This is a genomic window from Malaciobacter canalis, from assembly GCF_008000835.1.
GTDB lineage: Bacteria > Campylobacterota > Campylobacteria > Campylobacterales > Arcobacteraceae > Malaciobacter > Malaciobacter canalis.
The window spans coordinates 1,225,339-1,240,357 of record NZ_CP042812.1 but is presented as its reverse complement, the minus strand read 5'-3'; the positions used below and the strand labels follow the sequence as shown (position 1 = coordinate 1,240,357).

The 15,019-nt window shown below is 27.6% G+C and carries 11 protein-coding genes; all 11 read right to left on the bottom strand.

Features of this window, described 5'->3' with window-relative positions; translation table 11 throughout:
• Positions 1 to 1,086, bottom strand: coding sequence for a chemotaxis-specific protein-glutamate methyltransferase CheB (cheB, locus tag ACAN_RS06270; RefSeq protein ID WP_099335108.1), 1,086 nt, complete (start codon positions 1,084 to 1,086; stop codon positions 1 to 3).
• A 14-nt stretch (positions 1,087 to 1,100) separates the two neighbouring features.
• A complete protein-coding gene (locus tag ACAN_RS06265; protein WP_099335107.1) occupies positions 1,101 to 2,546 on the bottom strand; it encodes a chemotaxis protein CheW in 1,446 nt (481 codons plus the stop codon).
• A 9-nt stretch (positions 2,547 to 2,555) separates the two neighbouring features.
• Positions 2,556 to 4,463 carry a methyl-accepting chemotaxis protein gene (locus ACAN_RS06260; RefSeq protein ID WP_099335106.1) on the bottom strand — a complete coding sequence of 636 codons (1,908 nt, stop codon included), beginning with the start codon at positions 4,461 to 4,463 and terminating at the stop codon, positions 2,556 to 2,558.
• 77 nt (positions 4,464 to 4,540) lie between these two features.
• The gene (locus ACAN_RS06255; RefSeq protein WP_099335105.1) at positions 4,541 to 7,132 is read right to left on the bottom strand and encodes a chemotaxis protein CheA; all 2,592 of its coding nucleotides are present in this window, start codon (positions 7,130 to 7,132) and stop codon (positions 4,541 to 4,543) included.
• A 10-nt stretch (positions 7,133 to 7,142) separates the two neighbouring features.
• Positions 7,143 to 7,511, bottom strand: coding sequence for a response regulator (locus ACAN_RS06250; RefSeq protein WP_099335104.1), 369 nt, complete (start codon positions 7,509 to 7,511; stop codon positions 7,143 to 7,145).
• Between the two features lie 10 nt (positions 7,512 to 7,521).
• Positions 7,522 to 7,908 carry a response regulator gene (locus tag ACAN_RS06245; protein ID WP_099335103.1) on the bottom strand — a complete coding sequence of 129 codons (387 nt, stop codon included), beginning with the start codon at positions 7,906 to 7,908 and terminating at the stop codon, positions 7,522 to 7,524.
• Positions 7,909 to 7,918: 10 nt separating this feature from the next.
• Positions 7,919 to 8,896 (bottom strand): response regulator transcription factor, encoded by a 978-nt coding sequence (locus ACAN_RS06240; RefSeq protein WP_099335102.1) that lies wholly within the window; start codon positions 8,894 to 8,896, stop codon positions 7,919 to 7,921.
• A gap of 75 nt (positions 8,897 to 8,971) precedes the next feature.
• Entirely contained in the window at positions 8,972 to 9,499 is a 528-nt protein-coding gene (locus ACAN_RS06235; RefSeq protein WP_228150665.1) for a TetR/AcrR family transcriptional regulator, read from the bottom strand.
• 64 nt (positions 9,500 to 9,563) lie between these two features.
• On the bottom strand, positions 9,564 to 12,665 hold the full coding sequence (locus ACAN_RS06230; protein WP_099335100.1) for an efflux RND transporter permease subunit: 3,102 nt from the start codon (positions 12,663 to 12,665) through the stop codon (positions 9,564 to 9,566).
• A 1-nt stretch (position 12,666) separates the two neighbouring features.
• The gene (locus ACAN_RS06225; protein WP_099335099.1) at positions 12,667 to 13,770 is read right to left on the bottom strand and encodes an efflux RND transporter periplasmic adaptor subunit; all 1,104 of its coding nucleotides are present in this window, start codon (positions 13,768 to 13,770) and stop codon (positions 12,667 to 12,669) included.
• Positions 13,767 to 14,996, bottom strand: a complete 1,230-nt coding sequence (locus tag ACAN_RS06220; protein ID WP_099335098.1) for a TolC family protein — start codon at positions 14,994 to 14,996, stop codon at positions 13,767 to 13,769. The genes ACAN_RS06225 and ACAN_RS06220 overlap by 4 nt, the downstream gene beginning before the upstream one ends.
• Positions 14,997 to 15,019 lie beyond the last annotated feature (23 nt).

Sequence of the window (15,019 nt, the reverse complement as noted above, 5' to 3'; positions counted from 1 at the left end):
TTAATCTTCCTTATTAAACTTATTTGGAAATGCTAAGATTTCATCTATTATTTTTGGAAAAGGAAGCTTTTTCAAAGCAGCTTTATTTTCCCAACAAGCTTTTGGCATCCCATAAACTACAGATGTTGTTTCATCTTCGGCAAGAGTATAAGCTCCTTTTTGTCTTAGTTCCAGCATTCCTTGTGCTCCATCATCTCCTATACCTGTTAATTCAATAGCCATAATCTTTGAACAATCATACACCTTAGAAGCACTTAAAAATAATTCATCAATACTTGGAGTAAAAAATCTATGGTTCTTTTCTTGATGTTTTATTATCAAACTACCACTTGCTTTTTTTGCTAAAGTCATATGATAACCACCTTTTGCTATTACAATATTTCCTTTATGAATAATATCCCCTACTTTACTTTCTTGAACATTTAAATTTGAATAATTATTTAATCTATTTGCAAAACCATTTGTAAAATTTTCTGGCATATGTTGTATTACTAAAATAGCAAAGGGATAGTTTGCAGGAATATTATTTACAATTTCTTCTATATGGCTAGGTCCACCTGTACTACTACCAATAAGAACTAAGCCATCAGGCTTTGAACCTTTAGCCTGAATAATAGCTTTGCTCTCTTCCATATTTGTTTTAGATAAGTTTATTTTTCGTGTTGTTGCCTCTTTTCTGATTCTAAGTCTATTTTTTGGAATTTGTGTTACAGCTTTTATTTTACTTAATATATCTTCTTCTGATTCTTCAAGCTTTAAAGAGATTGTTCCTGGCTTTAAAATAAAATCAATAGCTCCTGCATCTAAAGCTTCAAAAGTTATATCTGCATCTTCACTTGTCAAAGAAGACACCATTAGTATAGGTGTTGGATTAATTTCCATAATCTTCTTTACTGCACTTACCCCATCCAATATTGGCATATTTATATCCATAGTAATTGCATCAAAATCAAACTCTTTTACAAACTCAATAGCATCCTGACCATTTTTTGCAAAACCTATATCATAGCCTGCTCTATCTAGTGTTTGCCCAAGTTGTTTTCTTATAAGTGCACTATCATCAACTATCAAAATACTTTTTGCCATCTTTTTTCCTTATTTTACGAAGCTTCTTTCTCTTTTATTATCTTAATATCATCAAGAGTTTTATCATCTAAAAGCTCTGTAATTCTTAGTTTTAAAATAATTCTTTTTCCCTCATCTAAAATTATAACTTCACTAAATAAACTATCTTCACTATTAGATTGATTAATATCTTGCTCATTTATAAACATAATCTCATTAACATCATCAACAAAAAGACCTATTTTTTCACCTTTTAAATCACAAATCAAAATTTTACTTTTTGAAGTAATCTCTTTTTCAAAACCCAATCTATTTGGCAAAGATACAATAGGAATTACTGCTCCTCTTAAGTTTATTAAACCATCAACAAATTCAGGTGCTTCAGGTATTGGAGTTACTTGTGTATATTTTATAATCTCTTGAACATCTTGAATATCAAGTGCAAACTCTTCATCTTTTATCTTAAATGCTGCGATTTCACTCATTTCACTCTCCTTTGCTTTTAACTCATCATCAATTCTTTTAGGTTCTTCCTCTTCAATAACATACTCTTTTGCTAAATCTTTAAGAAAAACTGTTGATATAATTGAAGTAATTTTATTTTCATCTTTAAATATTGATTCAACTTTACTATCTGCAAACCTACTTGGTAATACTTCAATTTTTTCACTTGGTATATCTTTAACTTCATTTATACTATCAACTAAAAGTGCTACTGATTTTCCCTCATAATTTAAAAGCAAAAATCTTTTCTGTTTTTCTTGTTCTTTTGTAATATTTTGCTTTTCATCAATATTTATAATCTTTTTCAAATCAAGTGCAATTATAAGTTCATTTCGTAAAGTAATCATTCCAATTACTCCATTCCCTGCTTCTGAAATTCCTGTAATATTTTCTGGAATAAAAATAATCTCTCTTGCTACTTCTAATGATATAGCAAAATATTCCTCACCCAATGTAAGAAAAATGTATCTAAGATTGTTTAAATCTTCTACTTTTTGATTATCCTCTTCTTGATTATTTTGTCCAAATTTATCAAGCAAAACTGGTGAGTAATTAACTAAACTTAAAGAACTTATTGCAATATCTGTATCAATTATCTGATAGATTTTTTCATCTTTTTTATACAAGCCAGAAATTTTAGAATTATCTTTTTTTGAAACTTCATAGTTCTCTTCTTCAACACTTTCCATCTCTAAAACAGCATCTACTAAAACTCCATACTCCTTATCTTCATATTTTATAGTTAATACTCTTGCTTGTTTACTTGAAGTATCAACTTCAACTTTATTTAATATTGTTGCCATATCTACAATTGTTGTAGTTTTACCACTTATACTAGAAACTCCTTTTATAGAATTACTTGTAAGTGGCATTGATGTAATACTTGGCACTCTTAATATCTGCTCGACTTTTGCACCATCAAAAGCAAATAAACCTTCTCCTATTTTTACAGATAGTATATTTATAGGTGTAGACATAACAACTCCTTATCCTCGTTGAAGTTCATCAGCTGCAACTGCTATCTCTTCTACTAACTCACTCATTTTTTGAACTGTTGATTGAATTAAATCAGCTGCACTTTTACTTTCATTTGCATTTGACTGAGCTTGTGCTGCTGCACTTGTAATTTGTTCACTTCCCGTTTTTGCTTGTGTTAAAGCTGCGCTATTTTCATCATTTAATTTAAGTAATCTTTCTAAGACTACAGAAGTTTTCTTTGCATCTTCAACAACTTCATTTAACTCATTTCTAACTGATATTAATACATTTTTTTCTTTTTCTTGGTTTGATGAAGCATTTTTCCAATCTTTTACAATATTTGAAACTTCATCTTCTAAAACTTCCATGGTATCTACAATTTTTTCAATATTTGAACCTGCATCTAAAGCTAAGTTTCTAATATCACTTGAAACAACAGCAAAACCTTTTCCAAACTCACCTGCTCTTGCAGCTTCTATATTTCCACTTACTGCTAAAGTTGTAGTTTGAGATACAACATTTTCAATTTTTCTTAAAATTTTATTAATTTTTTTAGCATCTTTTTCAACAGCAATCATCTCTACAGTAGTAAATGATCCCTTATCAACACTATTGCTAATATAATCAATTATCTTATCAATTTGGCTAGTAAGCTCATCTAAATCATTATTTAACTTATCTGTATCATCTTTTACAGAGTTCAATAAATCATTTGCTTCATTAACATAGTCTGTACATTTTGATGCTGTCTCACTATTTGTAGTAGCATCGTTTTTTGCTAATTCTGTTGCATTTTCAATCTGAGTTAAAGCTCCTACAATTTCACTAATACTTCTATCTATATTCTCAATTGCACTTGATAGTTCTTCTGCTACACTTGCTACTTCTTGTGCATCTTTGATTGCATCAGTTGAATTTTTTAAATCATCTGCTAAATCACTAAGCTGTGATACTGCTTGTTCACTTTGAGCTAATGCAGAAGCTTGCATTTCAATAGCTGAAGTTGCTTGATTTACTGCACTATTTTGCTCTTCTGCCGCACTAGCAATTGAATCTGAAGATTTTTGCATTGTATTTATTTCATCCATTAATGCTCTTAATTTATCATTTGAAATATTATTTTTTTCTACTGCACTACCTGAAATCTTTGATAACTCTTGTGCTTTTGAGATAACATCTCTACCTTCATTAGCAGCACCTTTTACTATTTCTTGAACCTCATCAATATTTTTTTCAACATCATCTACACTTTTTTGAATATTACCTACAACATCACCAGTATCTTGTGCATTTTTTGCACTTATTTCTGCTAAAGCTCTTGTTTCATCTGCAACTACTGCAAAACCCTTTCCATGCTCTTTTGCTCTTGCTGCTTCAATAGCTGCATTTAAAGCTAAAAGATTTGTTTGCTCTGCTGCATCTGCAATCATGTCTACAGAAGTTCCAATATTTTCAGATGCTTTCTTTAAATCTTTTGATTTGTTTGATATTTCAGTTGCTGTTTTTGATGCATCTTCTAATCTATTTGCACTTTGTTTAATATTTGTAACCGATTGATTTAAAGATTTTTGTCCCTCTTTCAAATCTTCTGAACCCTTTGTTGATTCTTCAATAATTCTATTTGTATTAGCTTGTATTTGATTTACCGCACTTAATGACTCTTCTGCTGCTCCTGCATTTTCTTCTGCTGCTGAAGATATTTGCTCCATTGCTGATTTTAACTGCTCTACTGCACTAACTGCTTCTTGTGTTCTATTTAATAAATCACTTGCACTAGTTGATAAAGACTCACTAATTTGTTGTTGTCTAGCAAGTGTTCTTTTTCTAGCTTTATCATTTACTGTTTCTCTTTTTAAATCAGCACTTGATGATGCAACTACAGTTTTATTTGTATTCCCTCTTGTAATTAAAGCCATTTTTTATCCTTTTTTTATTTATCAATTAGACTTTGTAAAGATTAAAACTAATACTTACAAAGCCTAATATCTATAAACTAATCTACTATATTATTTACATCTAATATAAATAAAATCTCACCATTACCTAATAAACTTGTTCCTGTAATAATTGGATGACTTGACAATACACCCTCAAGTGGTTTTTGTACAACATCTAACTGATTAATAAATTCATTTACAACTAATCCATACTTTAAACTATTTGCTTGAACAATTACAACACTTTGTGTTTTTTGTGTTTTTTGATTTTTAGGTAGTAGTCTTTTTTCAAAAACAAGAGGTATAAGCTCTCCTCTTAACCTTGCATATGGCTTTTTATTTGCCATTTGAATATCACTTGTTGAAATTTTAATAGTCTCTATTACATTTTCCATAGCAATAGCATAATTAATATTATTCATTTTAATGCAAAAAACATTTGCTAAAGCAACTGAAACAGGAATTTCAATAGTAACTTTTGTTCCTAAGCCTAATGAACTTTCTAAATATATTTCGCCACTTAGTTCTTCAATAGTTTTCTTAACTGCATCTGCACCTACTCCTCTACCACTTATATCCGTAATTTGAGTAGCTGTTGATAAACCAGGATTAAAAATCATTTGTAATTTTTCCTGCTCAGTCATTGATTCAATCTTTTCTTCTGTTGTAAGTCCTAACTCTAAAGCTTTTATCAAAACTTTTTGAGTATCAATTCCTCTTCCATCATCTTCTATGATTATTTGAACTTTATCACCTACACTTTTTGCACCAATTTTTATAAGTCCTTCTTTTGTTTTACCAAGTTCTACTCTTTCTTCATAATCTTTTTCAATTCCATGATCAATTGAATTTCTTATAATATGAACTAAAGGATCAGCAATTTTTTCTATCATCATTTTATCAAGCTTTGTATCACTACCGTACTCTTCAAATTTTATTTTTTTATCTAATTTTTTACTAAGTTCTCTAATAAGTTTAGGATATCTACTAAATATGTATGATAAAGGTAATAATCGCATTCCCATTACAAGTTCTTGAAGTTTTTCTGTAACTCTATTTATCTCTTCATATTTTGTATTTAATTGTGTTTTAGATTCAACTACATTTTCACTACTCATAGAACTCGAAATATAAGGTAAAGAGTTCTTCATTACTAATAATTCACCAATAATATTCATCATATCATCAATATCACTTTGATTAATTTTTACAGTTTTTGGAATTATTGATTTTTGTTTTTGATTTTCATTTATAATAAAATCTTCTTTTACTAACTCTTTTTCTTCAACTAATAATTTATTATCTATATTTTCATTTGAATTAGTAGATTCACTAATACTAAGACCTTTTTCTAATATTAATATATAATTATCTATTTTTTTTACTAAGTCCTCTTTTGAATCATCAATATGAAGATTTGATTCAATACTAATAAACTCTAAAGAGTTCTTTGAATGTAATCTAACTCTTGATAATGTCATATCATCTTTTGAAAATTCTAATACCTTTAACTGTTGTTTTAAAGTATTTATAACTGTTTGTTTTTCAAACTCACTAGAACTGTTCTCCTTATTTTGTAATAAACTTGGATTATCTATTTTTAAAAGTATTGAAACAAAGTTTATAAGCTCTAAATAATCAATTCCTTCAAATTCAAAATATGGCAATAAAGTCTCTAATCTTGAAAGAATAAAACCTTCTTTTGTATAAAAATCTAACTTTTTCGTAGTTTCTGATAACTTTTTATCAAAATTAATATAATCATTACTATTAATAAAAACTCTTAAGTCTTTTACAAAACATTCAAATTGTTCATCTTTTAAAGAGTCAAATGATGGTTCAAATAAAGACTTTATACTTAAAGGATAAAAAGTTATATCATCAAGAATATTATAAAAACAATCCTCAAGCATATCTTTTGATGATTTTACTACCATTAATAATCTTGTTTTCCATAAATTTGGAATTTTCTTTAAATCATTAGTTTCATAAATAATAGTATTAATACTAAAAATTGCATTCTCACCTAAAAGTGAAGATAAATAAATAGGATCATTTCCCAAATTGCAACACTCTTCATCTAAGTCAAAATCTATTAGATAAAAATTATCTTCTTCAATAAATTCTTGATTAATAATAGGCATTGAAAAAGGCAACTCTTTTAAATAAGAATATAAATTATGTAAAGGTATTAATTCTGCAATATTCATCTTTTCAGATGTTATAATATTTAATTCAGTATCTAATTTTTGAAGATTATCTTCTTTTTCATTTCCAATTAAAGCTTTTACTTTATTTGCAATTTCACTTACTCTTTTATCATCAAAACTTATTAGCTCTCCTGCATCTTGTGTTAAATCTATCATTTCAACTATTTCATCAAAAGCATCATATAAAACCTCAAGCATATCTTGAGTGTACTTAATTTTTTGCTTTTTTATTCCATCTAATAAATCTTCTGCATAATGAGTTATAATTTTTATTGATTCAAGTCCTACAAGTCCAGCTCCACCTTTTAAAGTATGAGCTGCTCTAAATAGGGCATCTAACTCTTCTTGATTTTCATTTTCTAAATTTTTTAAATTTTTATCTAAAAAATCTAAATTTTCTTTTGCTTCACTTAGAAACTGTTCTAGTACTGCATCCATTTTTTGCCTTTTATTTTTTAAAAGTAAGCATATTAATATTTAAAATTAAATCATCAGGTCTAGCTGGTTTAACTAAATAAACAGATGCACCACTTTCATAAGCTAAATCCATATCCATCTCTTCACTTTCTGTACTAACCATAATTACAGGAGCTATACTTCCTTCTCCTTCTCTCAACCTTTTTACAAAACTATATCCATCAAGAACAGGCATATTTACATCTACTAAATAAATATCATAATTACTTAACTGAGCTTTTTCTAAAGCTTCCATTCCATTTTCTGCTTCATCACATATATAATTGGCTTTTTCTAAAATTTGTCTATGATATAACCTAACTGTTAAACTATCATCTACTATTAAAACTTTTTTTGACATTTTTTAACCTTTATCTTATTTTTAGGACTCTTTTAACAGCCATAATTATTTTTTGCTCACTAAAAGGTTTTACAACCCAACCTGTAACGCCTATCTCTTTTCCAACTTTTTTCATCTCATCAGAATTTTCAGTAGTAAGAACTAAAATTGGTTTTCTTTTTGTATTTTCAATCTTTTTTACTTCTTTTGATAATTCTAATCCATTCATTTGTGGCATATTTACATCTGTGAATAGTAAATCAAAATCAAGATTATTGTTTTTAATTTCATGCAAAAACTCTTTTGGATTTATGAAACATATGATTTCAATAACACCTTCATTTACTAAATTTTTTAATGCTAACTCAACAGAAGCAAGTACTGTTTTACTATCATCTACAAAAACTACTCTTTTCATTTTCCATCCTTTAAAAAAAATCTATTTCTTCTTCTTCTATTTTTTCATTTAAAATATTCATTTTTAATTGTTCTAAGGAGCTCTTAAAAGAATCTTCTAAATAATAAATATCTAAAGTATCTTGTTCTATAAATACTGATTGAATAAATCTTGATAAGTCATCATGAATATATTCTAAAATTTTTAACTTTTCTTTTTGTTCTAAAGAGAGTTCTTCTACTTTTATCGCATATAAAAATTCTGACAATTGAAGAATTACTTCTGAAATATTCAATAATATATCTGTGGATTTAAGTATGAAAGATATTCGCTCTAATACAAAAGAGATTTCTTCTAAAATTTCATTTGAGATTTCATTTAAAAAAATTTTTTCAATTAAATTTTCAAAATCTTGAATAAGTTCAAGCAATTCATCTAACTGTGATTTAATAGAATTCCATGCAATACTATCAGACTTTAAATCATCTATAAAATTTTTTCCAGAAACTAATTTATGACTGTCAACTTTAACTATAGTATCTGACTGTTTTTTAACTACTCTTTTGTATTTTTGCCCATTAACAGCTTTTTGAAAGTCTTTTTTAAGCATTATATTTTCTGAATTCTTTGATAATACTTGGAAAAATTTATCTATTTTAAAAGGTTTTAAGATTAAGCCATTAATACCTAAATCTATTAAATCAATTACAAATGTATCTATATATGCTGAAAAAATTAATATACATTGATTTTTATTTTTTGCTTTTATTTTTTTTGTTAATTCTAAGCCATTTAATTTAGGCATATTTATATCTGTTACGATTATGTCATAAGCATTTTTATTATAAAGTTCTAATGCTTCAAGACCATCATATGCAACATCACATTTTTTAAATATCTTTTTTAATAAACCATGAAGCTCTGAAGCGATTTTCTTTTCATCTTCTACTATTAAAATTGATAGAAACTTTCCATAAAACTTTAATTCAGCTAATATACTCTCAATCATTTTAAAACCTTTTATAAAACTTAAAATGATTGTAATTAAAAAAGGTACTAAAAAGGTATCATTAAAATTTAGAATTTATTTTTTTAGCATTAAAAAAAGATTATTAATATATGAATCAATGGAGTTGATGCTCTTTTGTAGGTCTGATTTGGAAAAAGAAAGAATAAAATATCCTACAAATGTACTTAAAATACTATCTATAAAAATAGTTGAATTCTCTTTAATCTCTTTATTTTTTATAGCTTTTTGTATATATTTATATAAAAATTGATAGTTTTGTTTATACCAATGATTTTGAAAAAGCATAAAAGCGCAGTTTGTTTTGTAGTAAGAAACACCTATTAACTCTTTGAAAATTTTTCTATACTCAATAAATTTTTCTTCATAAGAAGTCAAAATCAACACTTTAATTTTATCTTCAATACTATTTTTTTTTGGTGCTAATTTGTAAACTTCATCTAAATACTCTTTATGAAGTATATTTGCTAATTCTAAAACAATATCTTCTTTATTTTCAAAATACTCATAAATAGTACCTTTTCCAATATTAGCCTCTTTTGCTAAACTTGAAATTGTCAAACCACTTAAGCCCTCTTGTAAGATTAAACTCTTACAAGAAAAGGCTATTGATTCTCTTTTTTGATGTTTACAAATTTTTTGTTACATTTTAATTTTGGTTTTTACTAAACTTTGAAACCAATATATAAAAAAGTGGTATAAATACAATTGCAATGAATGTAGCAGAAAGCATTCCACCTATTACACCTGTTCCCAATGAGTGTCTACTTGCAGCTCCTGCTCCACTACTTAATGCAAGAGGTATTACTCCTAAAGTAAAAGCAAGTGAAGTCATAATAATAGGTCTTAATCTAATCTTTGCAGCTTCTAGTGCAGCTTCTTTTAAACTAAAGCCCTCTTTTTGTTTTTGTAAAGCAAACTCTACAATCAAAATTGCATTTTTTGCTGCAAGTCCAGCTAGAACCAATAATCCAACTTGAAAATATATATCATTGTTTAAACCTCTTAAATGTGTAGCTACAATTGCTCCAAATATTGCAAATGGAACGGCAAGAAGTACAGAAATAGGCATTAGCCATCTTCCATATTGAGCTGCTAAAATTAAAAATAGTAAAACAATACCAAAACCAAATGCTTGTACACTACTACTTGATATTTGCTTTTCTTGATATGCAGTTCCAACCCAACTTATAGTATAACCTTGAGGAAGTACCTCTTTTGCAACTTCTTCTATTGCTTTTAGTGCATCTCCTGAACTGTACCCAAGTGCTGGCTGACCTGATACTTTTGCTGCTTGAAAAAGATTAAATCTCTCTACAATATCAGCACCTACTATTGGTTTTACATTTACAAGTGAACTAATAGGAACAAGTTGATTATCTTTTCCTTTAACTAGTACAAATTTTAAATCCTCAACACCTCTTCTATACTCACCTTTAGCTTGAAGATTTACTTTATATGTTCTTCCATATAAATTGAAATCATTTACATAATAACTTCCAAATGTTGCACTTAATGTGTTATAAATATCATCAACTCTAACACCTTTTGCTTTTGCCTTTTTTGTATCAACTAAAATTCTATATTGAGGAATATTTGGCGTAAGAGATGTTCTTACTCCTTGTAACTGCTCTTTTTTATTTGCTTTAGCAACTATTTGATTTACATATTTACTTAAATCCTCTATTTTTCCACCACTTCTATCTTGTACATACATTTCAAATCCACCTGAAATACTCATACCCATAATTGGAGGTGGTAAAACACCAAATGAAAAACCATCAGAAGTAGCCATTAGTTGTTTATTGAATTTTTGATTTAATACTGCTGCATGTTGAGATGGGTTTTGTCTTTGTTCCCAATCTTTAAGCTTAACAATTGTAGCTGCTGCATGTGTTCTTTGTCCAAATGTAACTAAATCTAAACCAACTAATGAAATTATATCTTCAACATTGTTATCTTTTGATACAATTTGATTTATCTCATTTGATAGCTTTTCTGTTCTAGTTAGTGAAGCACCAGGAGGGTTGTAACTAAATAAAAATATTGTACCTTGATCTTCTTGCGGAACAAGTCCTGTTTTTAAATCTTTTAACATATCATAAGATACAAAAATAAGTCCACCAAATAACAATACACTTATAATAGAGTATCTAATAGTTTTTTTAACTAAGAACGAGTACCCTTTTGTCGCTTTTTCAAAAGAGTCATTAAACCATTTGAAAAAACCTTTTGGTTTTTTATTATGTGTATCTTTTAAAATAGTTGCACACAATGATGGTGTTAAAGTTAAAGCTACAAATCCAGAAATTGCAATAGAAATTACAATAGTAATAGCAAACTGTCTATACATTTCACCACTTAATCCTCCCATAAATGCAACAGGAATAAATACAGATGAAAGTACTAAAACAATAGCGATTAATGCACTTGAAACCTCTTTCATTGCCATAAAAGATGCTTCTTTAGCACTTTTTCCTTCACTCATATGTCTTTCAACATTTTCAATAACAATAATAGCATCATCAACAACAATACCAATTGCAAGAACAAGTCCAAATAGTGTAAGTAAATTAATACTAAATCCAAGTGCATACATTCCTGCAAATGCACCAATAATAGAAACAGGTACTGCTAAAACTGGGATTAGTGTTGCTCTCCAGTTTTGTAAAAATAAGAAAATAATAGCAATAACTAAAATAATAGCTTCAACAAATGTTTTTGCAACTTCTTTTATAGATATTTCAACAAAATCTGTACTATCATAAGGTATTTTATACTCCAATCCTGCTGGAAAATTTTTACTTGCATCTTCTAATACTTTTTCTACTGCTCTTGCAGTATCAAGTGCATTTGCCCCACTTTGTAAAAATATACCAATTGGAATGGCTGGTTGATTATTTAATTTTGTTGTCATATTATAACTTTGAGCACCAAGCTCAATAGTTGCAACATCTTTTAATGTCAATGCACTACCATCTTCATTTGCTCTAATTATAATATCTCCAAACTGTTCAGGTTTACTCATTCTTTCTTGTGTTTGTAAAGTATAAGTAAACATTTGCTTATTTTGTACAGGTTCAGAAGCAAATTTTCCCGCTGCATATTGAGCATTTTGCTCTTTTATTGCATCTATAATTTCACTTGTTGTTAGCTTTTGTTTTGCTAATTTTTGAGGGTCAATCCAAACTCTAATAGCATAATCTTTTGCTCCAAAGATTGTTGCATCACCTACTCCACTAATTCTTTTTAAATCATCAACTATATTAATCAATGCATAGTTTGATAAATACTTAATATCATGGGCATTTGATGGTGAGTGAAGCATAACAACTTGCAACATACTAGGTGATCTTTCTCTTACATTTACACCTTGTCTTTGCACTTGTTCAGGCAGTTTTGAAAGTGCTGCTTGTACTCTATTGTTTACATCAATTTTTGCATCATTTGGATTTGTTCCAACTTCAAAAAATACATTTATACTAACAGTTCCACTATCAGAGGCAACAGAGTTCATATAAATCATATCATTTGCACCATTTATTTGTTCCTCAATTGGTGCTGCAACTGTTTTTGCAATAGTTTCAGCACTTGCACCTGGATATGTTGCAGATACAATAATTTGAGGTGGAATAACTTTTGGATACTGCTCTATTGGTAAGTTTATCATTGATACTGTTCCAGTAAGTACAATAATTATAGAAACAACAGCAGCAAATACTGGATTTTTAATAAAAAATGAAGAGAACATACTATTTACCTAACTCTTGTACTTTTGTGTCAGGTCTTACTTTTGCTATATTACTAACAATTATTTTATCATCAATTTTTAAACCTGATTTAACTACTACACCACTTTGTAATAAACTTCCAAGTTTTACTGGTCTAAGTTTTGCTATATTGTCTTCTACTACATAAACAAAATCACCATTTGCAGTTTTTAAAATAGCCTTTTCTGGAATTATATGTACATTTTTTACAGTTATATTATTTAATTTTATTTTAGTAAACTCACCAACAATTAAACTATTTTCATCATTATTAAATTTTGCTCTTAAAAGTAAAGTATCAGTATCTAAATCTAATTGTGGAGATATATAATCTATTTCCCCTTTAATTGTCTTATCATTTACATCTAAAGTAACATTTACTTTACCATCTTTAATTTGACTTAAAAAAGCCACTACATCATCTTTTCTTAATGAAAACTCTACATGTACAGGGTTTATAGAAGTTATTGTAACTAATAATGAGTTTGAAGAGTTTGTTCCAACATAATCACCAATATCACTTTGTTTAATCCCTACTATTCCACTAATTGGAGCTTTTACAGTTGCATAGTCATACTCAATTTTTGCTTTTTGCAAACTTGCTTTATTACTTTCTAACTGAGCTTTTGAATCTTCATAAATATATACATATTCATCATATTTTTGAACACTAATAGCTTTACTTTTTAAAAGTTTTTTTGCTCTTTGATAATCTTTATATGATTTATTATAGTTTGCTTGTGCTTTTTTTACATTTGCACTTGCCATATTTAAATTTGTTTTATAAACATCTTCTTCTATTTTATATAAAAGCTTACCTTTTTTAACAAATTCACCTTCTTTAAAAAACTTCTCTTCTAAAGTTCCTGAAACCCTTGCAATTACATTTACCTCTTCAAAAGGCTTTATAACTGCTGGATACTCTTTTGAAATAGTTGGTGTCTCATTTTTTACATCAAATATTTTCACTGGTAAAGCAGGTCTTTCTTGCTTTGAGTTTGCTTGTTGTTTTGCTTGTGTATCATCACTACAAGCATTAAAACCTAAAACTATTAAAACTATTAAGGGTAAAACTCTTTTTCTCATCTAATATATTCCTTTAAATTTTTTCCACTATGATAAATAAGATTTGCTTTTTTAACTTCTATATCATATAAAGCACTTTTTAATACACTTATTGCTTCATATTTTTCACTAAGAGATTCTAAAAAAGCAACATTATCAATAAGTCCACTTTGATATTTTGATTTTATTACTTCATATGCACTATTTGCTGCTTTTAATCCAGCTTGTGCAGAATCAATCTTTAATTTTGCAATTTCATATGCTTTTTTTGCCAATTGTAAATCAACATTTGCTCTATTTTTTTCATACTCATATTTTGATTTTGCACTAATATATTTTTTATATTTTGATTCAAATCTATTTTTTGTCTCTCCAAATGAAAAAATATTCCATTTTAAATTAACTGAAAATATATTTTGTTCATCATAAGGTGCTTTAAAGTCACTATTATCATAATTCATATCTGCATTAGTATAAGTATTACTTACACTAATTGTTGGTAAATAATCACTTTTTTGTGCACTTGCATCTTCAAATAAAGCTTTTACTTGAAATTTCAAAGAGTTTATATCCGCTCTATTACTTTGAAGTTGTTCTTGTTTTAAAGGCTCTATAAATGAACCATCATCAATGCTTACTGTTTGCCCTGTAATATATTTTAAATTATGAATAATAGTTTGAAGTTCTAACTCTATTTCATGTAAGCTCACATTTGCACTTTGTACTCTTGATATAATTTTTTGTATTTCATCTTCTGTTGTAGTTCCAGCTTCTAAAAATCTACTTAATCTTTCATATTGAGCTTTTAACTGCTCTATCTCTTTATTTTTTGCATCTTTTTTTGCTAATAATGATAAATAATCATAATAATATTTAGTAACATCTAAAGATATTTGATTTTTTATAGAAGATAAATCCTCTTTTTTACCTTTTATACTCATTTCATAACTTGAATATCTGTCATATTTTTTTCCACCATCATATAATGTATAATCAATTGAAGCATTAAGTGTCGTACTATTATCAGGTGTTGAAGCAAGTTCTTTATTTGCTTTTGAATAGTTTACACCAAGATTTAAACTTGGCAAATAACCACTTTTTACACTGTCATACTCTTTTTTCAATGATTCTAAATCACTTTTATATGAATCAACTAGTCTATTTTTAATAGACAAATCTATTAACTCGTCTAAGTTTTGTCCCATAAGTAAAATTGGGATAAAAAATAGAAAATAAATCTTTTTCAAAATAACTCCTTTTATCTTGCTAG

What these genes read in the sequence shown, in the direction of transcription:
- ACAN_RS06265 (WP_099335107.1), bottom strand. Translation starts at nt 2,546, where the DNA reads ATGTCTACACCTATAAATATACTATCTGTAAAAATAGGAGAAGGTTTA.
- ACAN_RS06245 (WP_099335103.1), bottom strand. Translation starts at nt 7,908, where the DNA reads ATGAAAAGAGTAGTTTTTGTAGATGATAGTAAAACAGTACTTGCTTCT.
- ACAN_RS06240 (WP_099335102.1), bottom strand. Translation starts at nt 8,896, where the DNA reads ATGATTGAGAGTATATTAGCTGAATTAAAGTTTTATGGAAAGTTTCTA.
- ACAN_RS06255 (WP_099335105.1), bottom strand. Translation starts at nt 7,132, where the DNA reads ATGGATGCAGTACTAGAACAGTTTCTAAGTGAAGCAAAAGAAAATTTA.
- ACAN_RS06225 (WP_099335099.1), bottom strand. Translation starts at nt 13,770, where the DNA reads ATGAGAAAAAGAGTTTTACCCTTAATAGTTTTAATAGTTTTAGGTTTT.
- ACAN_RS06260 (WP_099335106.1), bottom strand. Translation starts at nt 4,463, where the DNA reads ATGGCTTTAATTACAAGAGGGAATACAAATAAAACTGTAGTTGCATCA.
- cheB (WP_099335108.1), bottom strand. Translation starts at nt 1,086, where the DNA reads ATGGCAAAAAGTATTTTGATAGTTGATGATAGTGCACTTATAAGAAAA.
- ACAN_RS06230 (WP_099335100.1), bottom strand. Translation starts at nt 12,665, where the DNA reads ATGTTCTCTTCATTTTTTATTAAAAATCCAGTATTTGCTGCTGTTGTT.
- ACAN_RS06250 (WP_099335104.1), bottom strand. Translation starts at nt 7,511, where the DNA reads ATGTCAAAAAAAGTTTTAATAGTAGATGATAGTTTAACAGTTAGGTTA.